Annotated in this window: 22 protein-coding genes and 1 tRNA gene; 9 read left to right on the forward strand and 14 right to left on the reverse strand. The window is 68.1% G+C overall.

The window, feature by feature from the left end:
* Positions 1–27: 27 nt before the first annotated feature.
* Positions 28–1,518, reverse strand: a complete 1,491-nt coding sequence (hudA, locus tag LT948_RS22485) for a UbiD family decarboxylase HudA (protein ID WP_023092282.1) — start codon at positions 1,516–1,518, stop codon at positions 28–30.
* A gap of 196 nt (positions 1,519–1,714) precedes the next feature.
* Here hudA and LT948_RS22490 point away from each other — a divergent pair, with 196 nt between their 5' ends.
* A complete protein-coding gene (locus LT948_RS22490) occupies positions 1,715–2,137 on the forward strand; it encodes a hypothetical protein (protein WP_009315011.1) in 423 nt (140 codons plus the stop codon).
* 19 nt (positions 2,138–2,156) lie between these two features.
* Here the strand turns inward: LT948_RS22490 and LT948_RS22495 are convergent, their stop codons facing one another.
* The 3 genes from LT948_RS22495 to LT948_RS22505 all read right to left on the reverse strand — a co-directional run bounded on the left by LT948_RS22495 (position 2,157) and on the right by LT948_RS22505 (position 4,267).
* Positions 2,157–2,843: a YoaK family protein gene (locus LT948_RS22495; protein ID WP_003106170.1), complete on the reverse strand. Its 687-nt coding sequence runs from the start codon at positions 2,841–2,843 to the stop codon at positions 2,157–2,159.
* Positions 2,844–3,006: 163 nt separating this feature from the next.
* Entirely contained in the window at positions 3,007–3,939 is a 933-nt protein-coding gene (locus LT948_RS22500; RefSeq protein ID WP_003106171.1) for a hypothetical protein, read from the reverse strand.
* A gap of 251 nt (positions 3,940–4,190) precedes the next feature.
* Positions 4,191–4,267: transfer RNA gene (locus tag LT948_RS22505), tRNA-Arg, on the reverse strand.
* 629 nt (positions 4,268–4,896) lie between these two features.
* Between LT948_RS22505 and gabD the strand changes: the two genes are divergently transcribed.
* The 3 genes from gabD (at position 4,897) to LT948_RS22520 (ending at position 9,398) form a co-directional block, all read left to right on the forward strand.
* A complete protein-coding gene (gene gabD / locus LT948_RS22510) occupies positions 4,897–6,348 on the forward strand; it encodes an NADP-dependent succinate-semialdehyde dehydrogenase (protein ID WP_003106269.1) in 1,452 nt (483 codons plus the stop codon).
* A 244-nt stretch (positions 6,349–6,592) separates the two neighbouring features.
* Entirely contained in the window at positions 6,593–7,873 is a 1,281-nt protein-coding gene (gabT, locus tag LT948_RS22515; RefSeq protein WP_003084201.1) for a 4-aminobutyrate--2-oxoglutarate transaminase, read from the forward strand.
* Positions 7,874–8,198: 325 nt separating this feature from the next.
* Positions 8,199–9,398: an HDOD domain-containing protein gene (locus LT948_RS22520; RefSeq protein ID WP_003084206.1), complete on the forward strand. Its 1,200-nt coding sequence runs from the start codon at positions 8,199–8,201 to the stop codon at positions 9,396–9,398.
* Between the two features lie 170 nt (positions 9,399–9,568).
* Here LT948_RS22520 and pdxR read toward each other — a convergent pair whose 3' ends face one another.
* Positions 9,569–10,990 (reverse strand): MocR-like pyridoxine biosynthesis transcription factor PdxR, encoded by a 1,422-nt coding sequence (pdxR, locus tag LT948_RS22525; protein ID WP_103119298.1) that lies wholly within the window; start codon positions 10,988–10,990, stop codon positions 9,569–9,571.
* A gap of 126 nt (positions 10,991–11,116) precedes the next feature.
* On the opposite strand from pdxR, the gene LT948_RS22530 reads away from it, so the two are divergent.
* The 3 genes from LT948_RS22530 to LT948_RS22540 are packed head-to-tail and all read left to right on the forward strand — an operon-like array spanning position 11,117 to position 12,291.
* On the forward strand, positions 11,117–11,554 hold the full coding sequence (locus LT948_RS22530) for a carboxymuconolactone decarboxylase family protein (RefSeq protein WP_023092284.1): 438 nt from the start codon (positions 11,117–11,119) through the stop codon (positions 11,552–11,554).
* 11 nt (positions 11,555–11,565) lie between these two features.
* Positions 11,566–11,973: a cupin domain-containing protein gene (locus LT948_RS22535; protein WP_003118713.1), complete on the forward strand. Its 408-nt coding sequence runs from the start codon at positions 11,566–11,568 to the stop codon at positions 11,971–11,973.
* A gap of 33 nt (positions 11,974–12,006) precedes the next feature.
* Positions 12,007–12,291, forward strand: coding sequence for an antibiotic biosynthesis monooxygenase family protein (locus tag LT948_RS22540; protein WP_023092285.1), 285 nt, complete (start codon positions 12,007–12,009; stop codon positions 12,289–12,291).
* Here the strand turns inward: LT948_RS22540 and LT948_RS22545 are convergent.
* The 4 genes from LT948_RS22545 to LT948_RS22560 form a co-directional block, all read right to left on the reverse strand.
* The gene (locus tag LT948_RS22545; RefSeq protein WP_003128492.1) at positions 12,288–13,220 is read right to left on the reverse strand and encodes a LysR family transcriptional regulator; all 933 of its coding nucleotides are present in this window, start codon (positions 13,218–13,220) and stop codon (positions 12,288–12,290) included. The two genes, LT948_RS22540 and LT948_RS22545, sit on opposite strands and share 4 nt — an antisense overlap.
* A 49-nt stretch (positions 13,221–13,269) precedes the next feature.
* Entirely contained in the window at positions 13,270–14,484 is a 1,215-nt protein-coding gene (locus LT948_RS22550) for a cyanate transporter (RefSeq protein ID WP_023092286.1), read from the reverse strand.
* Between the two features lie 169 nt (positions 14,485–14,653).
* Positions 14,654–15,424, reverse strand: a complete 771-nt coding sequence (locus LT948_RS22555) for a hypothetical protein (protein ID WP_015502189.1) — start codon at positions 15,422–15,424, stop codon at positions 14,654–14,656.
* Between the two features lie 108 nt (positions 15,425–15,532).
* A complete protein-coding gene (locus tag LT948_RS22560; protein WP_023092287.1) occupies positions 15,533–16,219 on the reverse strand; it encodes a Crp/Fnr family transcriptional regulator in 687 nt (228 codons plus the stop codon).
* Positions 16,220–16,293: 74 nt separating this feature from the next.
* On the opposite strand from LT948_RS22560, the gene LT948_RS22565 reads away from it, so the two are divergent.
* On the forward strand, positions 16,294–16,809 hold the full coding sequence (locus tag LT948_RS22565; protein ID WP_003084225.1) for an Mpo1 family 2-hydroxy fatty acid dioxygenase: 516 nt from the start codon (positions 16,294–16,296) through the stop codon (positions 16,807–16,809).
* Between the two features lie 39 nt (positions 16,810–16,848).
* Here the strand turns inward: LT948_RS22565 and LT948_RS22570 are convergent, their stop codons facing one another.
* On the reverse strand, positions 16,849–17,607 hold the full coding sequence (locus LT948_RS22570) for a M48 family metallopeptidase (RefSeq protein WP_003112168.1): 759 nt from the start codon (positions 17,605–17,607) through the stop codon (positions 16,849–16,851).
* A gap of 171 nt (positions 17,608–17,778) precedes the next feature.
* Positions 17,779–18,531, reverse strand: coding sequence for a sulfite exporter TauE/SafE family protein (locus tag LT948_RS22575; RefSeq protein WP_033990236.1), 753 nt, complete (start codon positions 18,529–18,531; stop codon positions 17,779–17,781).
* A 93-nt stretch (positions 18,532–18,624) separates the two neighbouring features.
* Here LT948_RS22575 and LT948_RS22580 point away from each other — a divergent pair, with 93 nt between their 5' ends.
* Positions 18,625–19,323: an ArsR/SmtB family transcription factor gene (locus tag LT948_RS22580; RefSeq protein ID WP_022580820.1), complete on the forward strand. Its 699-nt coding sequence runs from the start codon at positions 18,625–18,627 to the stop codon at positions 19,321–19,323.
* A gap of 13 nt (positions 19,324–19,336) precedes the next feature.
* Here LT948_RS22580 and LT948_RS22585 read toward each other — a convergent pair whose 3' ends face one another.
* The 3 genes from LT948_RS22585 to cysT are packed head-to-tail and all read right to left on the reverse strand — an operon-like array spanning position 19,337 to position 22,028.
* A complete protein-coding gene (locus LT948_RS22585) occupies positions 19,337–20,326 on the reverse strand; it encodes a sulfate/molybdate ABC transporter ATP-binding protein (RefSeq protein ID WP_003084237.1) in 990 nt (329 codons plus the stop codon).
* Positions 20,327–20,329: 3 nt separating this feature from the next.
* Positions 20,330–21,199: a sulfate ABC transporter permease subunit CysW gene (gene cysW / locus LT948_RS22590; RefSeq protein ID WP_003084239.1), complete on the reverse strand. Its 870-nt coding sequence runs from the start codon at positions 21,197–21,199 to the stop codon at positions 20,330–20,332.
* A gap of 10 nt (positions 21,200–21,209) precedes the next feature.
* Positions 21,210–22,028, reverse strand: a complete 819-nt coding sequence (cysT, locus tag LT948_RS22595; protein ID WP_003084241.1) for a sulfate ABC transporter permease subunit CysT — start codon at positions 22,026–22,028, stop codon at positions 21,210–21,212.
* Positions 22,029–22,040 lie beyond the last annotated feature (12 nt).

Genomic DNA, 22,040 nt, shown 5'->3' on the forward strand with positions numbered 1-22,040 from the left:
CTTTCGCCAGGGCGGGGATTGTAGCGCTCAGGCGTCGGCGAATCCGTAGTCGCTCCAGCGTTCTTCGACTCGCCTGCGCAGCGCCGTCGGATAGGCGTGGCGGAACGACGCCGTAGCGGCACGCATTTGCCCGGCGAACTGTTCCGGGTACAGGCAGTTGATCACCAGCCGACCGCCGCTGCCTCGTGCCTTGTCCTCGGCATCGAGGTAGGGAACCATCGGGAAGTCACGGATCTGCGGGAAGGCGAAATGGTCGTGCAGCGGATGCGCGCGGGTCGCCAGCGCCCATACCACCTGGTCGATCTCGGTGACGTCGATGTCGTTGCCGACCAGGATCAGCTTCGGCACCAGGTGCCCGGCATGCGAGCCGAAGACGGTCTCGGCGACCCGTGCGGCGAAGGCCGCGGCGTCGGTGCCCAGGGCCGCCAGGCGCTGCACGTCGATCGACAGCACGGCCCAGCAGGTCGCCGCCTCGTAGGAGCACCAGACCATGTCCACCGGCAGTCCGGCGTTCTGCGCCACGTCCAGCAGTTGCGCGGAAATCATGGTGCCCCAGATGGTGTGGTTTTCCTCCGGTGGCGTGCCGGCGACGCAGATCGGCAGGATCGGCTGGTCGCGGAAGCTCAGCGCATGGACGTGGAACAGCGGCTGCGGCTTGCCGGTGGGGAAGGAATAACCGTGGTATTCGCCCATCGGGCCTTCCAGCGCGGTTTCGTCGAGGCTGATCTCGCCCTCCAGGACGATCTCGGCATTGGCCGGAACCCACAGGCCGTTGGTCTGCGTGCGCACCACCTCCACCGGCTCGCCGACCAGGGCGCCCACGTAGCCGGCTTCGCTGACCCCCTCCGGCAACGGCATACCGGCCGCCGCGAGTGCCGCCGGTGGTGCGCCGAGGGCCATCGCCCAGGGCGTTGGCTTGCCCTGGCGGCGCCACTGCTCGCGGATGATGCCGATGTGCTGGGTGGGAATAGTCGGACCCGCCAGGGTGTTGCGGTCCACCAGCATCAGCCGGCCCACCGACCAACTGTCCCAACTGCCGTCCGGCGTCTGTACCACGTGGAAACCGTAGGTGCCGAAATAGCGGCCTCCGTCCTGCTCATGGAGCAAGGGGACCGGGAAGCGGGTCAGGTCCACCTGCTCGCCGAGCCAGACGTTTTCCTGCACCGGCCCGCGCTCCAGCCGGCGCGGCGCGATCGGTTCCGCGCGCATCGCGGCGCGCAGCGTGGCCACGATGTCCCGCGGCCCGCTGTGTTCCGGCAGGCCGAAATGCAGCGCCAGGCGCGAATGGGCGCGGGCCCTGTCGGCGCGCAGGCCGGCCGGCGCGCCCAGTACCCGCGCGCCGGGCAGGCTGTCGCGGATGTTGTGGAACAGCGGGGCGGGTGCGCGGCGTTCGTAGACCCGGCGGGTGATGGCGCCGATCTCCAGGTTGGCGTCGACCTCGGTGTGCACGTCCACCAGGTCGCCCTGGCGACGCAGGTGGTCGATGAAGTGGCGGAAATCCAGGGCGCTGCGGTTCATCGGCTCGCCACTCCATATAAGTGCGTGTGCATGCATCTTATGTGCTGGCGCGTTCTTTAGACAAGCGGAGCCCGGTCGGTTCGCGGGCTGGCCGGAAGGTCGCCACCTAGGCAAGATATATGGTTGGTTGGAAGCCTTGGCAAGCTTCCTTGCGCAGTCGCGGCACAGGATCGGCAAGCGCCGTCGTGGAGGAAACATGGAAGCGTGCGATACAGCGGGCATTATGGATGCGATCACGGCTGTCACCGGCGTACTCACCCTTCTGGTGGCGTGGGCAGCATTGTTTTCGTGGCGCCGGCAAGAGCGTCAGAAAGCGATATTGGCGTGGAAGGCCGATCTGGTGGACTACGCCTACGGGTTTCCCAATCTGCCGGTGATATGGGGTTACCAGACGCACAAGGACGAGGTCGACCAGGCCGCAGAGCGTTTTTATCGGTGCGTGAAAAGCTACATGGTCATGCGCGAGCTGGTGTCGCGGAAGCGGATGAAAGCCTATGAGCGAATCTGGCGCCAGGCTCATTTCGTTCATGAGAAATGTACATTCGAAGGGCAAATGACCTGCGCCATCGCCCGGGATCTGCTTTCCCAGGCTTACCTGAACGATTTTCTGAAATCTTGATGGGACAGCTCCCGGCCGCTCAACGCACCATATAGTCCATCTGCCATGGCCGCGGAATCACCAGTGCCAGCAACGCGAGAAGAGCCGCCAGCGCTGCGCTCGCCGCCATCGCCGCGAGGCCCAGTTGCTGTTCCAGCAGGGCGCCGAGCACCGCGCCGACGCACATGCCGCTCCAGGGCACCAGTTGCACCCGCCAGCCGTTGCGCCGCTCGCCCAGCAGCCAGCGGCCGAGGCCGCGGCCGAAGCGGGAGAGGGCGCCGGTGACGTAGGTCAGGCCGATGGGCAGGCCGTTGACCTGCTCGACCACGGCGTTGAGCATGCCCATGGCGAGGATCGCGGCGACCAGCGCCGGCACGTTCCAGTCGAATGGCCAGACCGCCGACAACGCCAGCAGCATCGCGCAGCAGACCAGGATCGGCGCCGCCCGGCGCCCGCTGAAGCGCGCCAGTATCACTCCCAGCGCGTTGCCGACGACGAAACTGGCCAGGGCGACGCTCAGCCGCACCAGCCCGCCGAAGTCGCCCTCGCCCAGCGATACCGCCAGGCGCGTGGTGTTGCCGCTCATGAAGGAAACGAAGTCGCCGGTGGCGAGGAAACCGATGGCGTCGGTCATGCCTGCCAGTACCGACAGCCCGGCCACCAGGCCGAGCCCGACACGCCCGCGCGTCCGCCGCAAACGAAGGCGCCGCGCGCTGCTACCCACCATGCTGTCTGGAAGCATCCGGAGAAACCACCCGCAGGAAGAGAAGGTCCGCCCCAGTGCGGACTCCCGATCTTAAGGCTCTCCCCAGGGAAAAGGCCAGGGGCGAGGCGGAGCGTCTGGGGCCGAAGATCCTGGGCAATCGGCAATGACAGTGCGGGGCGGGGCCTCAGATATCGAATACCGGTACCTGGTTTCCACCCAGTACCTCGATCTTGTCGGTCCGGTAGACCACCATCGCCTTGCTGCAGGTCACCGTGGAACGACCCTCTTTGCTGGCATTGAGATACACCGTGCCCTTGCCGGCGTAGACCGCTCTCGCGTTGGCGGCGATGCGCAGCTCGAGGGCCGCCGCTTCTCCGTCCTCGTCCCCGGCGAAGTCGCACCCGTAGAGGGCGATGGCCAGTTCCTTGCCGAACAGTTCGAGAAGGGTCGCACCAAAGGCCTGGGGCTCGACGAACTGCTTGCCCTGGACACGCCGGGCCATGACGTCCGCGGTGCTCTCGCCGTGGGGGTTGCCCAGCCAGAGTTGGCCAGCCGTGCCGTGGGTGGCGATGAGGATCGTATCGATGAAGTACTGTTCGCCGCTCTCTGCGGCAACCTTGCCTAGATCCCGAACCAACTGGGCGTAGTTGGTATCTGCCTTGATCGCGAAGGCCGGCTTGTAGAGCTTGTTCCGCGCATAGGCGACGACCGCCTCCGCGAAGGCGCTGCCGGAGTCGCCTCTCCGGATCTCCTGCTGGAAGTCGTGGTAGATGACCAGGACCGCCCCTTTCCTGACCGGGCCGCTGAGCCCTCCCTTGACGATGTCGAGGGCGAAACGGAAATTGGCGCTGAGCACCTGGGACGCATGGGTAGGAAAGGTATCCGTATCGGTCAGCAGTTCTACTTCGGTACCGACCAGCACCTCCTTTCGTTCGTCGCCCTCCGCCCAGGGCGTGTCGTCCACATCCGTTCCGTAGATCCTTGCGTCCAGGTCGACCTCAACGAGCGTACTCACTGTGAAGGGCACCAGAAGCTCTTCCGGGCCGAGTCGATTCTTGACCACGGCGCCCTTGCCTTGCTTGGCGATTTTCGTGACTACGCCATGCCATGAGCGCATTCTGTTGCTCCTGTGGGAGTCCTGGTAGGAACGGCATCCGAGCATGCAGAACTATAGACGTGAAACGGCCAGCCCCGAGGAACTATCCGCCGATCGACCCTTCATCTGGCCCCGGCCTTGAGTGCCATTCCCGGCCGGACAGGATCGGTTGCTCTGGTCTCGCGGCGAGGGAGAGGCGCCGCTCGGCGGAGCGGGTGGCGGTGAGGCAGGTCTGAAAGCAAAAAGCCCGCACAAGGCGGGCTTCTGGAAGATGGCGCATCCGGCGGGATTCGAACCCACGACCCCTGCCTTCGGAGGGCAGTACTCTATCCAGCTGAGCTACGGATGCAGCGCCGCGGCTCGCGCGGCAGGCCGCAATCATACGCATCTCGTCGGCGGGAGTCCATTCCATGTGCGTACGTTCGTGATTTCGAACGAAAACGACCGTCCGTCGAGGATGTGCTCAGCAAAGCAGCAGAATTTTCCGACTTTCGTTGATTTTATCGAACGGGGTATTGCCCTTTGTCAGTGGTGGCCCTAGGATTCGTTTGAGATTTCAAACGCCCCCAAAGCCACAACAACAGGAGACCGGGGAATTGGCATCAGTTCAGCCGGCCGCGTGCCCCTGGAATGACCTCTTTCTGACCTGCCCGTCGCTCGTCCGGCCTTTCGCGCTGCCGGGCCGCCGTGGTGCCGGCGTGGCGTTTCGTCCGCAATCCCTTTCCCGCACGAGTCTTTCGTATCCTCCCCGACGCCTGTCGGCGGTCGCGTTCGTCCGCGTCCGCCCGTTGCGCACGGTGGCCGGCCGGTAACGGCGACGCCGCTGGCACAGGGCGCAGGAAATGGAACACCGGGGCGCTGGCCCTTTCGAATAACCAGCAGGCAACACTTTCCGGTTACAACCGAACCAGACAACCAGGCACGCGGGGTAGTCGAGGTAGACCCGCTGCTCACGGCATTCCTCGAAGGAGACAGGTCATGCAACTCAAAGATGCCAAGCTGTTCCGTCAACAAGCCTACGTCGATGGCGCCTGGGTGGATGCCGACAACGGCCAGACCATCAAGGTGAACAACCCGGCCACCGGCGAGATCATCGGCAGCGTGCCGAAGATGGGCGCCGCCGAGACCCGCCGCGCCATCGAGGCTGCCGACAAGGCCCTGCCGGCCTGGCGTGCGCTGACCGCCAAGGAGCGCGCCAACAAGCTGCGCCGCTGGTTCGACCTGATGATCGAGAACCAGGACGACCTGGCCCGCCTGATGACCATCGAGCAGGGCAAGCCGCTGGCCGAGGCCAAGGGCGAGATCGCCTACGCCGCCTCCTTCCTCGAATGGTTCGGCGAAGAAGCCAAGCGCATCTACGGCGACACCATTCCCGGCCACCAGCCGGACAAGCGCATCATCGTGATCAAGCAGCCGATCGGTGTGACCGCGGCCATCACGCCGTGGAACTTCCCCTCGGCGATGATCACCCGCAAGGCCGGCCCGGCCCTGGCCGCCGGCTGCACCATGGTGCTCAAGCCTGCTTCGCAGACCCCGTATTCCGCCCTGGCCCTGGCCGAGCTGGCAGAGCGCGCCGGCATTCCGAAGGGCGTGTTCAGCGTGGTCACCGGTAGCGCCGGCGAAGTCGGCGGCGAGCTGACCAGCAACCCGATCGTGCGCAAGCTGACCTTCACCGGTTCCACCGAAATCGGCCGCCAACTGATGGCCGAGTGCGCCCAGGACATCAAGAAGGTGTCCCTGGAACTGGGCGGCAACGCGCCGTTCATCGTGTTCGACGACGCCGACCTGGACGCCGCCGTCGAGGGCGCGCTGATTTCCAAGTACCGCAACAACGGCCAGACCTGCGTCTGCGCCAACCGCCTGTACGTGCAGGACGGCGTGTATGACGCCTTCGTCGACAAGCTGAAGGCCGCCGTGGCCAAGCTGAACATCGGCAACGGCCTGGAAGCCGGCGTGACCACCGGTCCGCTGATCGACGCCAAGGCCGTGGCCAAGGTCGAGGAACACATCGCCGACGCGGTCTCCAAAGGCGCCAAGGTGGTTTCCGGCGGCAAGCCGCACGCCCTCGGCGGCACCTTCTTCGAGCCGACCATCCTGGTCGACGTGCCGAAGAACGCCCTGGTGTCCAAGGACGAGACCTTCGGCCCGCTGGCGCCGGTGTTCCGCTTCAAGGACGAGGCCGAGGTCATCGCTATGTCCAACGACACCGAGTTCGGCCTGGCGTCCTACTTCTACGCCCGCGACCTGGCCCGCGTGTTCCGCGTCGCCGAGCAACTGGAGTACGGCATGGTCGGCATCAACACCGGCCTGATCTCCAACGAAGTGGCGCCGTTCGGCGGCATCAAGGCCTCGGGCCTGGGCCGCGAAGGCTCCAAGTACGGGATCGAGGACTACCTCGAGATCAAGTACCTCTGCCTGGGCGGTATCTGAGTCCGGCGAGAAACGCATCCGGAGGGGCCGGACGGCAGGCAAGAGCTGCGCCGTCCGGTGTCGACGTTGCCGGTGGTGGCACCGGACGAACCGGGAGTCGCGGTCGCCGATCGCGAAGCGGCTCCGAGCCCTGGCGGGTCTGCAAGTCCCGAGGCAGTCGATCATCGCATGCTGCCTTGGGGAGCTTCCTTCCCGCCTTCATCCTTTGACCCGGCCGACCCGATGAGCGGCCACTGAGGAAGCCATGAGCAAGACCAACGAATCCCTGCTGAAGCGTCGCCAGGCCGCGGTACCCCGCGGCGTGGGCCAGATCCACCCGGTCGTCGCCGAGCGCGCCGAGAACTCCACCGTCTGGGACGTGGAAGGCCGCGAGTACATCGACTTCGCCGGCGGCATCGCCGTGCTGAACACCGGCCACCTGCATCCGAAGGTGATCGCCGCGGTCCAGGAGCAACTGGGCAAGCTGTCCCACACCTGCTTCCAGGTGCTGGCCTACGAACCCTACATCGAGCTGGCCGAGGAAATCGCCAAGCGCGTGCCGGGCGACTTCCCGAAGAAGACCCTGCTGGTCACCTCCGGCTCCGAAGCCGTGGAGAACGCCGTCAAGATCGCCCGCGCCGCCACCGGCCGCGCTGGCGTGATCGCCTTCACCGGCGCGTACCACGGCCGCACCATGATGACCCTGGGCCTGACCGGCAAGGTGGTCCCGTACTCCGCCGGCATGGGCCTGATGCCGGGCGGCATCTTCCGCGCCCTGGCGCCCTGCGAGCTGCACGGCGTGAGCGAGGACGACTCCATCGCCAGCATCGAGCGCATCTTCAAGAACGATGCCCAGCCCCAGGACATCGCCGCGATCATCATCGAGCCGGTGCAGGGCGAGGGTGGCTTCTACGTCAACTCCAAGTCCTTCATGCAGCGCCTGCGTGCCCTGTGCGACCAGCACGGCATCCTGCTGATCGCCGACGAAGTGCAGACCGGCGCCGGCCGTACCGGCACCTTCTTCGCTACCGAGCAACTGGGCATCGTTCCTGACCTGACCACCTTCGCCAAGTCGGTCGGCGGCGGCTTCCCGATCTCCGGCGTGGCCGGCAAGGCCGAGATCATGGACGCCATCGCGCCCGGCGGCCTGGGCGGCACCTATGCCGGCAGCCCGATCGCCTGCGCCGCGGCACTGGCCGTGCTGAAGGTGTTCGAGGAAGAGAAGCTGCTGGAACGTTCGCAAGCCCTCGGCGAGCGCCTCAAGGCCGGCCTGCGCGAGATCCAGGCCAAGCACAAGGTGATCGGCGACGTTCGTGGCCTGGGTTCGATGGTGGCCATCGAGCTGTTCGAGGGCGGCGATACCCACAAGCCGGCCGCCGAGCTGGTCAGCAAGATCGTCGTCCGTGCGCGCGAGAAGGGCCTGATCCTGCTCTCCTGCGGCACCTACTACAACGTCATCCGCTTCCTCATGCCCGTCACCATCCCCGACGCGCAACTGGAGAAGGGCCTGGCCATCCTGGCCGAGTGCTTCGACGAACTCGCTTAAGCTTCACCGGCAAAGCGATACCCCCGAGGCCCGCGCGTCCGCGCGGGCCTTTCTTTCAGAGGCTTCACGGAAACGGAAGCCTCTTTTTTCTGCCAGGGTTTTCCGCGAAACGCCCGACGAACGGTTTTCCCCTGTTACCCTTGGGCGCCTGGCGCATACGAATCCTCCCGCATTCCTCCGGTCGTTCCGTTCGTGGCGATTAGGACAGGTCCTAGAGGCGCACCGTGTTCGTCCGTCATACCCTTGTGTGCCCGCGGGCCGTGTCGTGCCCGCCTGTCATGCCTGGTGCGTCCCGCTCGGTTCGCCAGGTTCGAAGAGGAACGCCATGAGTGCCGCGAAAAAGGCCCCCGTCATCCTGATTGCCGACCCGGACCCCTGGAGTCGCGACCTGCTTGGCCAACTGGTCCTCGGCGTGCGTTGCGATGCCCGGCTGGTCCTCTGCGGCGATGGCGGAGAAGCGCTGGCGCATTGCCGGCGCCGGCGCTTCGCGTTGATCCTGGCCGAGCTGAACCTGCCGCAGGTGGATGGCTTCGAGCTGCTGCGCGAAGCGCGCCTGCGCCGCTCGGTCGCCGAGCAGCCGTTCATCCTGATCAGCGACCGCGCCGACCAGGCCAGCGTGCGCGCCGCCGTGGCACTGGCGCCGACCGCCTACCTGGTGAAGCCGTTCCAGGCCGAGAACCTGATGCAACGCCTGCGAGGGTTGTTGCTGAAGGGCGACGAAGTGGTCGCCTGTCCGCTGCCGGAGCGGGACGCGGGCGAGAACCTGGAGGCTTTCCTCGAACGCGCGCGCGACTCCGCGGAGGGGGCGCCGTTGCTGGCCGACGTGCGTGCCGCCAGCGATCGTTGCCTGAGCGCCGAGGAGCATCCGCTGCGCGTGCTGGAGGATGAGTTCGGTCGCGACCCGCAGATCACCGCTGGCCTGATCGCCGCCGCCAACAGCGCCGCCCGGCACGTCGGTCCGGCCTGCCAGACCCTGGGCCAGGCCCTGCGGCGGCTGGGACTCGGGCACAGCCTGAACCTGGTGCTCGGTTTCAGTCTGCAGCGGGCCATCCAGCTCGGCGAACCACTGCTGGCCGAGCGCGCCATGCACTTCTGGGATCTTTCGCAACGTTGCGCGGACATCGCCTGGGAACTGGCCGACGCCCTCGGCGCGGACGTCGAGCGCTGCTATACCGCAGGGCTGCTGCATCGCCTGGGCGACCTGGCGCTGCTGCGGACATTGCAGGATTGGTGCGATGGCGGCGGCGCGCTGGACGAGGCGCGCCTCGACGAGCTGCTGGGGCGTTTCGGCGCCAGCTTCGGCTCGGCCCTGCGGGCGCGTTGGCGGCTGCCGCTGGAGCTGCGCCGGCTGATCGCTGCGGCGTACCAGTTCGGTGGCGTGCTTTCCCGCGAAGAGCTGATCCTCAGCCTGGCGACCCAGGCCGCCAGCCTGCCCGAGGACGACGCGGAGCAACTGGCCGAGAGCAAGGCTGCCCGCATGCTCGGGCTGGACGGCGAACGACTGGCGAAACTGCTGCAGCCCTGAGCCGCCCTCGCCGGGCCTTTGCAAGGGGCGGCGCCTCCAGTAGGGCGGATAACGCGGCGCGTCATGCGCCGCTGGGCATGGGGCGCGGTTGCAATCGAGCCTCTGGCCGGGGGGATCGGCACCTACCTGCGCGCCGCCGAGTTGCCGGCCGTGGATGGGCGGAAGCGCGCCTAGCGCCGCAGCTCGGCGCGCAACAGGTCCAACGCCGGGTCGATGTCGTCCCGTTCGATGCAGCCGAAGCCGAAGAGGAAGCCGGCCTGTGCCGGGGTTTCCGCGTAGAAGGGCGGCAGGGTGCCGACCTCCAGGCCTTGCTGGCGCAAATGACGGGCGATGCGCAGCACATCCAGCGGTTCGCGACAGCGCGCCGCGAGGTGGATCCCGGCCACCGCCGGCAGCGCTTCGAGCCAGGGGCTCAGGTCGCCGTGCAGGCGTTCCAGCAGGCGCCCGCGACGCTGGGCGTATTCGCGTTGCAGGCGGCGCGTATGGCGGGCGAAGTCGCCGCGCTGGATGAACAGCGCGAGGGCGCGTTGCTGCAAGGTCTCGCTGTGCCGGTCGACCAGCTTGCGCGCCGCCAGCACCGCTTCGCGCAGGCTTGCCGGCGGCAGCAGGTAGCCGAGGCGCAGCTCGGGGAAGAGGGTCTTGGAAAGGGTCCCGAGGTAGGCCACCTGGCCGTTCCGGTCGAGGCTGCGCAGCGACTCCAGCGAACGCCCGTCGAAGCGGTACTCGCTGTCGTAGTCGTCCTCGATGATCAGCGCCCGGTGGCGCTGCGCCCAGTCCAGCAACTGCAGGCGCCGCTCCAGGCTCATCGGCATGCCCAGCGGGAACTGGTGCGACGGGGTGACGTAGACCAGCTTGGCGTTGTCCGGCAGCAGGTCGACGCGCAGCCCCTCGGCGTCCACCGGTACTCCGCGCACCTCGGCGCCGGTGGCCAGCAGGCTGGCGCGGGCCGGCGGATAACCGGGTTCCTCGACCACCGCCAGGTCGCCGGGGTCGAGCATCACCCGGGCCAGCAGGTCGAGTCCCTGCTGGGCGCCCTGGGTGACCATCAGGGCGTTCCAGTCGCACTGCACGGCGCGGTTGATCGCCAGGTAGCGGGAGATCGCCAGGCGCAGTTCGGGGTCGCCTTCGGTTTCCTTGTAGAACGCCGGCGAGCGCTGTTGCAGGCGTAGCGCCTGGAGCACGCAGGTACGCCAGGTATCGAAGGGAAAGCGGCGCTTGTCGGTCGTGCCGCCGGCGAAGCTGTAGCGGAGCGGTGCTCGCTGGTCCATTAGACCGGACTGCGGTTCGATGCGTGCCCAGCGCGCGGCCGGCCGCAGCGGACCGTCGGCGCGCTGCGGCGGCGCTTCCCCGGCGGGCCCGCGGGCGACGAAGGTGCCGCTGCCGACCCGGCCTTCGAGGAAGCCCTCGCTGGTGAGGCGCTCGTAGGCTTCGCTGACGGTCTTGCGCGACACTTCCAGGCGTTCGGCAAGGTAGCGCGTGGCTGGCAGGCGATCGCCGGTGGCCAGGCGACCGTGGAGGATCGCGTCGCGCAGCTGGCGATAGAGCTGGCCGACCAGGTCGTGGCGGCCGTCGAGGATCAGTTGCAGTTCCATGGCGAAATTGGCTACCTGGTATTTCTGGTAATTGGCTCTTCGTGGAAGCCAAAGGCAGGCTTAGTGTTACCCCATGCCGCGCCGCTTTCCACTCTCGCGGCTGCCAATCAGCCAAGGAGATTCGCCATGACCACCCGCCTCGAATGGGCCAAAGCCTCCCCCGACGCCTATGCCGCCATGCTCGGCCTGGAAAAGGCCCTGGCCAAGGCCGGCCTGGAGCGCCCGTTGATCGAACTGGTCTACCTGCGCACTTCGCAGATCAACGGTTGCGCCTACTGCGTGAACATGCATGCCAACGACGCGCGCAAGGCCGGCGAGACCGAGCAGCGTCTGCAAGCGCTCTGCGTCTGGCAGGAAACCCCCTACTTCACCCCGCGCGAGCGCGCTGCCCTGGCCTGGACCGAGCAACTCGCCCGCCTCAGCCAGGGGCCGTTGCCGCACGGCCCGCTCGACGAACTGCGCGAGCACTTCGACGACAAGGAGATCGCCGAACTGACCCTGGCGGTCTCGGCCATCAACGCCTGGAACCGCTTCGGCGTCGGCATGGGCATGCAACCGGAATGAGGTGGACGGCGATGAAGGCCAATCGATCGATCGCCTGCCTGCTGCTCGCCGCGCTGCCGACGCTGGCCAGCGCCCATGTTGCGGAGAAGGTGGAAACCCTGCACGACCAGGCCCTGGCCGAGATTCCCGGCCATCGTGGGTTGATGCTGACGGTGTCGTTCAAGCCCGGCCAGGTCTCCGCGCCCCATGTGCATCCCGGCTCGGTGTTCGTCTACGTGCTCGAAGGCACCGTGCAGACGCAACTGGAAGGCGGCCCGGTGGAAACCTACACGGTGGGCCAGAGCTGGTACGAGCCGGCGAACGTGCCGCACCTGCTGGCACGCAATCCCGATCCGATGAAGCCGGCCAAGTTGCTGGTCTGGGAGTTGCTCAAGGAGGGCGACCCGATCCTCAAGCCACTGGAGCGCGGCGCCCACTGAGGCGTCGCTCGTTCGTCCGGAGGAGCGTCCGTCATGAGCGCCAGCCAGGTCATCCGTATTCGCGCGCGCAACGGTCAGTCGGAACGGCTTGGCCTGCGCCTGCAACAACTGGTCGAACCGGGGCTGGAGGCGCCGGGTTGCCTGGAGTACCAGGTGCGCAGGGACGCCCTCGAGCCGGATCTCTGGCTGGTGTGCAGCCAGTGGCAGGAAGCGCAGCAGATGTTCGACTACCTGGCCGGCGGCATCCAGCAGGTATTCGCCGAAGTGCTCTGGCGCTCCCTGGCGGCGAGCCTCGAAGTGCAGGATGACGCAGGCTAGAGCAAACCCAGCTCGGCGCAGACGATCAGCACCTGTTCGCGCAGCCAGAGGTTCGCCGGGTCCTGGTCGGCGGCGCGGCTCCATGACAGGTGCAGGGCGAACGGCGGCAGCCCTGACGGTGCGAGGCAGGCGCGATGGCGGCCATCGTCGAGCAGCGCGTGGATACGTCGCGGCAGCATCAGCACGAAGTCGCTGCCCGACAGCAGTTGCAGGGCGGCGACGTAGCTGTTGGCGCGCGCGGCGACTTCGCGGCTGCGGCCCTGGCGTCGCAGCCACGTGTCCACCAGGTTGGCGTTGCTGGCGTCGAGCGGGGTCGGGAAGACGAAGCGGCGCCGGCAGAACTCGTCCAGTTCCAGGCGCTCGTGGCGCGGCTGGGCACGATCCTGCACGCAGAGCAGTTCGTCGCTGAACAGGGCGAGCGCCTGTAGCTCCGGTGCCGGTCGGTGGTACTCGGGACCGAAGTCGAAGACCAGGTCGACCTGGCCGTCGAGCAATGCTTCGGTGGGCAGTTCGGGACCCAGGCGGCGGATGTCCAGGCCGATCCTCGGGCCGTTGGCGGCGAGCCGTCGCAGGAGTGCCGGAAGGATCAGCAGCTCGACGTATTCCGGCGCGCAGAGGGTAAAGGTACGCGGCTCGCCACGCGGGTCGAAGCTGCCCTGGGCGGCGTGACAGGCGTTGATGCGGGCGAGCATTTCCTCCACGTGGGGCAGCATGGCGCGACTCTTGTGGGTCGGCTGCATGCCGCCGCGGGTGGCGATGAACAGCTCGTCGTCGAAGGCCTGGCGCAGCTTCTTCAGGCAGTAGCTGACCGTCGACGGGCTGAGGCTCAGGTGTTCGGCGACCTCGACGAGGTTCTGTCGTTGGTGGACCTGGAGGAAGACCAGCAGGTCCTGCATGTCGACCTTGCGCAGGCCGTTGGCGATCAGCATCGGGGCGTCCTGACGGCGTCGGGAGCGCCATCAGAACCCGTCCCCTTCCTCAGCGCAAGCTTTCGGCGCCGACGCCTCGCGCCTGCCGCTCGGCGAACAGTGCCGCATAGCGCCGCGGGTCGAAGCGCAGGCCCAGTCCCAGCAGCAGCGCCGCCACCGCGGTCAGTCCGAGCCAGGCGCCGGTGAAGCTGCCGAGGCTGTCGCGCAGCAGCCCGGCGACCCATGGCGAGACCCCGGCGATCAGGTAGCCGGCGCCTTGTACCAGGGCAGCCAGTTGACCGGCGCGTTGCGGCGCGTCGAAGTGGTCGAGGCAGACGATCAACCCCATGGGGAACAGCCCGCCGATGCCCAGTCCGAGGCACAGCGCCCAGAGCAGCGGCAGGCTGGCCGGCGCCCAGGCGAGGCCGAGGAAGCCGGCCAGCATCAGCGCGGTTAGCCCGACCAGCACCGGGCGGCGATCCCGCGAGCGGCTGGCCAGGGCCGGCGCGAGCAACCCGGAGAGTACCTCCACGGCCGTCAGGAAACCGAGCAGCAGCCCGGATTCCTGGGCGCTCCAGCCCTGTTCCAGGTAATAGGGCGCGAGCCAGGCCAGCACGCAGGTGTAGCAGGCCGTGCCGAGGCCGAAGAACAGGATCAGCAGCCAGGTCCGCGGATAGCGCAGGAGGCTCCTGCCCGGCTGCGCGTCGGGCAGGCGCAGGCGGGTGCCGGGTTGCAGCCACCAGGCCAGCAGCGCGAGCGCGGCGAGCGCCGCCCAGGCACCGAGGCCGAGCCGCCAGCCGGCGTGCTCCGCCAGGGTCGGCGCAGCGCTGGCGGACAGCGCCGCGCCAGCCATGATGGCGGTGACGTAGAGCCCCATGCAGAGCGGCGTGCGCGCGCCGAAACGGGCCTTGATCAGGGCCGGCATCAGCGCCTGGATCAGGGCGATGCCGAGGCCGGCGAGCATGGCGCTGCCGAGCAGGTCGGGCAGGCCTCGGCTGCCCAGGCGCAGGGCGCTGGCGGCGCCGATCAGCAGCAGGGCGAGGGCCACCGAACGCCACTCGCCGACGCGGCGGGCGATGCCCAGGCCGAAGAACATGCCGAGGCCGAGGGTCAGCACCGGCAGGGCGGTCAGCAGCGAGACGTCGCCGAAGCTGAGCGCGATCTCGCCGCGCATGGCGTTCAGCAGTGGGCCGACGGCGGCCATGGAGGGCCGCAGGTTGAGGCCGACCAGGACGATGGCGGCCATCAGCCAGAGGGTGCGGCAGGGTGGGTTGGCAGTGGGCATGGCGATCTCCTTTCGGGAGCACCATTGCGCCTGCGCCAGGGCGTGGCGGCAAATCAAAATCCGCAGGGCGGATTCGAAAAAATGCGCTGGCCAGGGAGTCGGGGCGGACGCTGGCGCAGCGTGGCGAGTGGCGAGTGGCGAGGTTATCCGCCCCGTGCGGCGCGTGGCCTCACTCCGCGCTCAAGCGCATCAGGCTTTCGCTCAGGGCCCGCGCGTGGCGGTCGACGATGATCGGCGCCCAGGGCCTGCCGGAAGCGCTGACCAGCGCGCTGCTCTTGCTGTTCAGGTCGCGCAGGGCCTGGCTCAGGTACTCCCAGCGGTTTTCCAGTTTCTTCAGTCCCGCCGGGTTGGCGCTTTGCTCCACCAGCAGGGCGATGCGCCGGTCGATCAGCGGAACCAGCACGCTCTCGTCCTGGCCGAGATAGTCCCGGGGCTGTTCGCGGGCAATCTCCAGCCCGCCCAGGTAGGCGCGTGCCAGGTATTGCAGGGACAGGTACTCGACCCGCACCGGCAACTGCCAGAGCGGCAGGGGTTGGCCTGGCGGGGGCGGCGGCACCTGGCGTTCCACCAGGTTGAGGAAGTCACGCAGGGCGCGACTCAGTTGCTGCGGATAGCGCCAGGGCAGGTCCTCCTCGCGGGGGCCGTAGGCCGCGCCTTCACGGATGCGCGCCACCAGCGTCCTTTCGCCTTGCCGCAGGAGCACCCCCTCGGGGGCGGCGGCGAGCGCGCGGTCGAGGCTGGCGAGATCCTTCTCCAGTTGCGCCGCGTGCTGTTCCTGGAAGCCCTCGCCGCGCAGCAGCAACAGGCTGCCCACCGCGCGACAGGCCTGGACCTGCAGTTGTTGCAGGGCGCGTTGCTGGTCGTCGAGGGCGGCGCGCGCCGGCAGCGCCAGCAACAGGCAGCAAAGACAGAGGACAGCGGGAAGCGCGGGACGGAGCATGGGGAGATCCTGTTGTTGTCGTTATGGATATCCGCACCGAGGGCAGGTGCCCTGCACACGGTAGCCGGCCATGGCGCGCCTGCAAGCGTTCGAAAGTGTGATTCGCGCTCAGCCGTGGGTGGCCGCGCGCAGGCCGGCTAGGTCGAGGATCTCGATGCCGCCGTAGCTGAGCTGGAGGATGCCCTGGGCTTCGAGGTCCTTGAGGATCTGGTTGGTGGTCTGCCGCGACAGCGACAGCATCAATGCCAGCTGTTCCTGCGGCAGGTGCAGGACCTGCCGGCTGCGGCTGTTGTCGTAGCCCTCGGCGAGCATCAGCAGGCGCCGCGCCAGGCGTTGCGCGGCCGGCAGCAGGGCCATCTCTTCCAGGGCGATGAATGCCAGGCGCAGCTTGTGGCTCATCAGCAGGGCCATGTCGCGCCAGTAATGCGGCTCGCGGCGAAGCAGTTCGAGCAGCGCCGCCTGCGGTATCTGGAGTAGCTGGGTGTGGCCTTCGGCGTAGGCGTCGTGGGTGCGCGCCTGGCCGTCGAACAGGGCGATCTCGCCGAACCAGTGCGGTGCTTCCACCAGGATCAGCAGCGCCTCCTTGCCGTTCTCGCTGACTGCGCTGATGCGGATTGCGCCCTCGACCACGCAGTACAGTCCGCAGGGCGCGTCGCCGCGGGCGAACAGGCGCTGGCCCGGCGGCAACTGGCGCGGTTGGGCGAGTGCCAGCAGGTGCGTCTGCAAGGCCTCCGGCAAACCCTGGAACCAGCGGCCGGCCTGGAGTTGCGAACGGTAGTCGGTACGCTCGTTCATGTTTGTCGTCTAGCTGACAGAGTGGAAACCGGGGTGGCGCGATGATGCGAGAACCCTGGCGTGAGACCACAACAATGAAAACCCTAGTCGATCACCTTGCGCAATACGCCGCCTACCACCGCGACCGGCGCAACATCTTCAGCCATTTCATCGGCATTCCGATGATCGTCCTCTCCATCGCCGTGTTGCTGGCGCGGCCGGCGCTGGGGTTCGGCCTGTCTCCGGCGCTGCTGCTGGCGCTCGCCGCGGCGCTGTTCTACCTGCGCCTGGACCTGCGCTTCGGCGCGGCCATGACGGCGTTGCTGGCGCTGACGGTGTGGGGCGCTGCGCAATTGGCGGCGGGGACTACCGCGGCCTGGCTGGGCTGGGGTGTCGGCCTGTTCGTGGTCGGCTGGATCATCCAGTTCGTCGGTCATTACTACGAAGGGCGCAAGCCGGCCTTCGTCGACGATCTCAGCGGGTTGATCGTCGGTCCGCTCTTCGTGCTGGCGGAACTGGCCTTTCTGCTGGGGCTGCGCGGCGACGTGCAGCGCGAGGTCGAGGAGCGCGCCGGCCCGACCTGCATTCGCGAGCACAAGCGGGCGGCGTGAGAAGGTCTCCCGCGAGCGCGGGAGACCGGGTCCGGAGCGTTACTTGCGATCCGCGGCGATACGCTGGCGGATGTGATCGGCGCGGGCCTGGGAGCCCGGGTGCGAATCGAACATGCTGCTGTCGCCGCCGCCCAGCTTGGCCAGCTTCTCGAAGGCGGTGACCAGGCCCTGGGTGTTCACTCCGCGCTTCTTCAGTAGCTCGTAGGAAAAATCGTCGGCGTCGGACTCCTGGGACTGGGAGAACTGCGCGTTGATCAGCGATTCGGTGAGTTCGCCCAGCTGGGAGCCGGACAGGGCGGCCAGCGCGCCGCTCTTCGAGGCGCCGGCGGCGCCGCGCACCGCGGCGGCCGCGTAGGCGGTCTGGGCGGCCTTGCGGGTGTGGCCGAGGGCGACGTGGCCCATCTCGTGGCCGAGTACGCCTTCGATCTCGTTGTCACTCATCAGTTCCATCAGCCCGCTGTAGACGCGAATGCAGCCGTTGGCCATGGCCCAGGCGTTGACCTCCTCGGTGAGGTAGACCTTGTAGTTCACCGGCACGCCGTCGATCTGGTCGCCCAGGGCCTTGGCGATCTTGTCCAGGCGCTGGCCGTACTTGCTGTTGGCCGGGGCGATGCGGTTCTGCTGGTCGGACTCGGCACAGGCCTGGTCGGCGACCTGGCGGACCTCGGCGTCGCTCAGGGTGGCGGCCTTCACCGCCATCATGCCGTGCTGCATGAGGTCCCCCTGGGGCAGGTTCTGGCAGCCGGCCAGGGTGGCGCAGGCGAGGGCCAGGGCGGAAAGGGAAAGACGGGTCTTCATCGTGTGCTCCTTGCGATAGGTGGCGTTCCGTGCCGGACGGGCGTGTTCCGCCCGGTGCCGCGCGCCCGGTGGGGGGCGCGCGGCGGCGGATGATAGCGGCTTGTGCCGTTCGTCGGAAGTCCCGCGAAGGCCGCAGGCCCGCCCTGGCGGGTGCGCAATGCGTCCCTGGCGTCAGTGGAAACCGCGCCAGGCGAGGTCGGCGCCGAGCAGCAGGAGACCGACGAAGAAGCAGCGCCTGAACAGCGTCGCGCTGATCCGCTGGCGCAGCCACTGGCCGAGGAGCATCCCGCCCAGCGCCGGGACCAGGGTCAGCAGCGAGGCGCCGAGCATCTGCGGTTCGAGCAGGTCGCCGTGCACGCCGAGAGTGACCGCCAGGGCCAGGGTCGAGGCGCTGAACGACAGGCCGAGGGCCTGGACCAGTTCGTCGCGCGGCAATCCTAGGGCTCCCAGGTAGGGCACCGCGGGAATCACGAAAACCCCGGTGACCGCGGTCAGCGCGCCGGTCGCCAGCCCGACCAGCGGGCCGGCCCAGGGCTCGTGGCGTGCCGGCAGGTGCAGCGGGATCGCGGCCAGGCCGAGCAGCGCGTAGGCCGCCAGGGCCAGGCCGAGCACGCCGGTGGCCTGCCTTGGTGCGTCGCCGCCGAGCCATGCGCCGACCAGCAGGGTGCCCACGACCACCCCGAGCAGCAGGCCGGCCAGGCGCTTCATCAAGCCGAGGAAGCGCGGGCCGCAGGCGAGCTGCCAGAGGTTGGTCACCATCGACGGTACGATCAGCAGCGCCGCCGCCTGCATCGGCGGCATGGCCAGGCCGAGCAGGCCCACCGAGACCGTCGGCAGGCCCAGGCCGACCACGCCCTTGACGAAGCCGGCGAGAAGGAAGGTGAGGGCGATCAGCGGGATCAGGGCGTGGAGGTCGACGGACATGCGGGTTCTTCCTTGTCTCGGGCTGGCGCGAACGGGCGATGGTGGCCAGTATCTCTCGTCGTCGACAGGCAATGTTTCATCCGGAGGTGAAGCATGCAATTCAATCCCGGCTTCAGTTCGCTGGCTGCGCTGCTCGCCGATCCCGGCCGCGCGCAGATGATCTGGGCACTGATGGATGGCAGCGCCCGCCCGGCCAGCGAGCTGGCGCTGCTGGCGGGCGTCTCGCCGTCCTCCGCCAGCGGCCACCTGGGACGGCTGGTCGAGGGCGGCGTGCTGAGCCTGGAGGCGCGCGGGCGCAATCGCTTCTATCGCCTGACCGGGCCCGAAGTGGGACAGGCGGTGGAAGCGCTGGCCAGCGCCTCCCTGGCCCTGCAGCCGCAGCGGCGCAGCCTGCCGCCGAGCCACGGCACGCCGTCGGCGTTGCGCGAGGCGCGGACCTGCTACGACCACCTGGCCGGCGAACTCGCGGTCGGTGTGTTCGCACGGATGCTGGATGCCGGCTGGATCGAGCAGGAGGGCAGGACGCTGCGCCTGAGCGCGACCGGCGAGGCCGGGCTGGCCGGGTTGGGGATCGACCTGGCGGAGGTCCGCCGCCGCCGTCGGCAGTTCGCCTGCGCCTGCCCCGACTGGAGCGAACGCAAGCCGCACCTCGGCGGCGCGCTGGGGGCGGCGTTGCTGGAGGCCTGTCTGCGCCAGGGCTGGTTGCGGCCGCAGGACGGCTCGCGGGCGTTGCAGGTGTCGCCGAAGGGCCGCGCGGGACTGCGCGGCCTGGCGGAACGCACGGCGGGCTGAACCCGCCGCGGGATCAGAGATTGGCCACCGGCTGGAAGGCCTTCGGCTTGAAGTAGAGGGTCTCGCCGCGGGCCAGGCCGGCCAGGCTGTCGTGGTCCTTCACCACTTCGGCTTCGATCAGTTCGTCCTGGCCGTCGACCTTCAGCGTTACCCGGGTGATCGCCCCCAGCGGACGGATGTCGCGGACCTCGGCGGCGCGGTGCTCGGCCACCGCGGAACGCGACAGCGACACCTCGTGGGGGCGGAACAGCAGGTGCTGGTCGTTGCCCAGTTGCAGGCGGTTGGAGTCGCCGAGGAAGTGGTAGACGAAATCGCTGGCCGGGTTCTCGTAGACCTCGCCGGGCGAGCCGATCTGCTCGATCACGCCCTTGTTCATCACCACGATGCGGTCGGCCACTTCCATCGCCTCTTCCTGGTCGTGGGTGACGAACACCGAGGTCAGGTTGATCTCCTCGTGCAGGCGCGCCAGCCAGCGGCGCAGCTCCTTGCGCACCTTGGCGTCGAGGGCGCCGAAGGGTTCGTCGAGGAGCAGGATCTTCGGCTCCACCGCCAGCGCGCGGGCCAGGGCGATACGCTGCCGCTGGCCACCGGAGAGCTGCTCGGGATAGCGGTCGGCGAGCCAGTCGAGCTGCACCATGTTGAGCAGCTCGTGGACCTTGGCCTTGATCGCGGACTCGCCCGGCCGCTCGCCCTTGGGCTTCATGCGCAGGCCGAAGGCGACGTTGTCGAACACCGTCATGTGGCGGAACAGCGCGTAGTGCTGGAAGACGAAGCCGACGTTGCGGTCGCGCACGTCGTGCTGCGAGACGTCCTCGCCATGGAACACGATGTTGCCGGCGTCCGGGGTTTCCAGCCCGGCGATGATCCGCAGCAGGGTGGTCTTGCCGCACCCGGAGGGGCCGAGCAGGGCCACCAGCTCGCCGCTCTGGATGTCCAGGTTGATGTCGTCCAGGGCCTTGAAGGCGTTGAAGTTCTTGCTGACGTTACGGATTTCGATGCTCATGGTTCATTCCTCGTCAGCATTGCTTTTCAGTCGGGACATGCGGGATTCGCTCCACTGCTTGAGCAGAAGGATGACCAGCGCCATCAGCAGCAACAGGCTGGCGACGCTGAAGGCGGCGACGTGGTTGTATTCGTTGTAGAGGATCTCGACGTGCAGCGGCAGGGTGTTGGTGACGCCGCGGATGTGTCCGGAAACCACCGACACCGCGCCGAACTCGCCCATCGCCCGGGCGGTGCAGAGCACCACGCCGTAGATCAGGCCCCACTTGATGTTCGGCAGGGTCACGTGCCAGAACATCTGCCAGCCGTTGGCGCCGAGCAGGCGGGCGGCCTCCTCTTCCTGGGTGCCCTGTTCCTGCATCAGCGGGATCAGTTCGCGGGCGACGAAGGGCACGGTGACGAAGAGGGTCGCCAGGACGATGCCGGGCACCGCGAAGACGATCTGGATGTCGTGGTCGCTCAGCCATTCGCCGAAGTAGCCCTGGGCGCCGAACAACAGCACGTAGATCAGGCCGGCGATCACCGGCGAGACCGAGAACGGCAGGTCGATCAGGGTCACCAGGATGCTCTTGCCGCGAAACTCGAACTTGCTCACGCACCAGGCGGCGGCGACGCCGAACAGCAGGTTGAGCGGCACCGAGATGGCCACCGCGATCAGGGTCAGCTTCAGCGCGGCCAGCGCGTCGGGTTCGAGGATCGCCTCGAAGAAGGTGCCGAAACCCTGCTTCAGCGCCTCGCTCAGGACCACGTAGAGCGGCAGCAGGAGGAACAGGGCGAAGACCAGCCAGGCCAGGACGATCAGGGCCAGGCGGCCGCCGGCGTTGCCGCGGCGGGAGGCGCTGGCGGTGGCAGCGGAAATGCTTGCACTGGACATGGCGCCCTCCTTACGGGGTTTCGATGCGACGCTGCAGCAGGTTGATCAGCAGCAGCAGGATGAAGGACACCACCAGCATCAGCACGCCGATGGCGGTGGCGCCGGTGTAGTCGTACTGGTCCAGCTTGACCATGATCAGCAGCGGCAGGATCTCGGTCTTCATCGGCATGTTGCCGGCGATGAAGATCACCGAGCCGTATTCGCCGACGCCCCGGGCGAAGGCCAGGGCGAAACCGGTCAGCCAGGCCGGCAGCAGCGCCGGCACGAGGATATGGCGGAACACCTGCAGCGGCCTGGCGCCGAGGCAGGCGGCGGCTTCCTCGACTTCCTTGGGAATGTCGGCGAGCACCGGCTGCACCGTGCGGACCACGAACGGCAGGGTCACGAAGGTCAGCGCCAGGGTGATCCCCAGGGGGGTATAGGCGATCTTGAAGCCGAGGTCGCTGGCGAACTGGCCGACCAGGCCGGCCGGCGCATAGAGCGCGGTGAGGGCGATACCGGCGACGGCGGTGGGTAGGGCGAAGGGCAGGTCGATCATGGCATCGATGATCTTCCGTCCGGGGAATTCGTAGCGCACCAGGACCCAGGCCAGCAGCGTGCCGATCAAGCCGTTGAGCACGGCGGCGGCGAGCGCGGTGCCGAAGCTCAGCTTGAGCGCGGCGAGCACCCGCGGCGCGCTGATGATGGCCCAGAATTGCTCCCAGCTGAGCTGGGTGGTCTTGAGGAACATGGCCCCCAGCGGGATCAGGACCAGCAGGCTGAGGTACACCAGGGTGTATCCCAGGGTCAGCCCGAAGCCGGGTATGACCGGGGAAATGCGTCGTGACATGTTCTGTCCTTA

Source organism: Pseudomonas sp. CP-1, from assembly GCF_021213715.1.
Lineage (GTDB): Bacteria > Pseudomonadota > Gammaproteobacteria > Pseudomonadales > Pseudomonadaceae > Pseudomonas > Pseudomonas aeruginosa.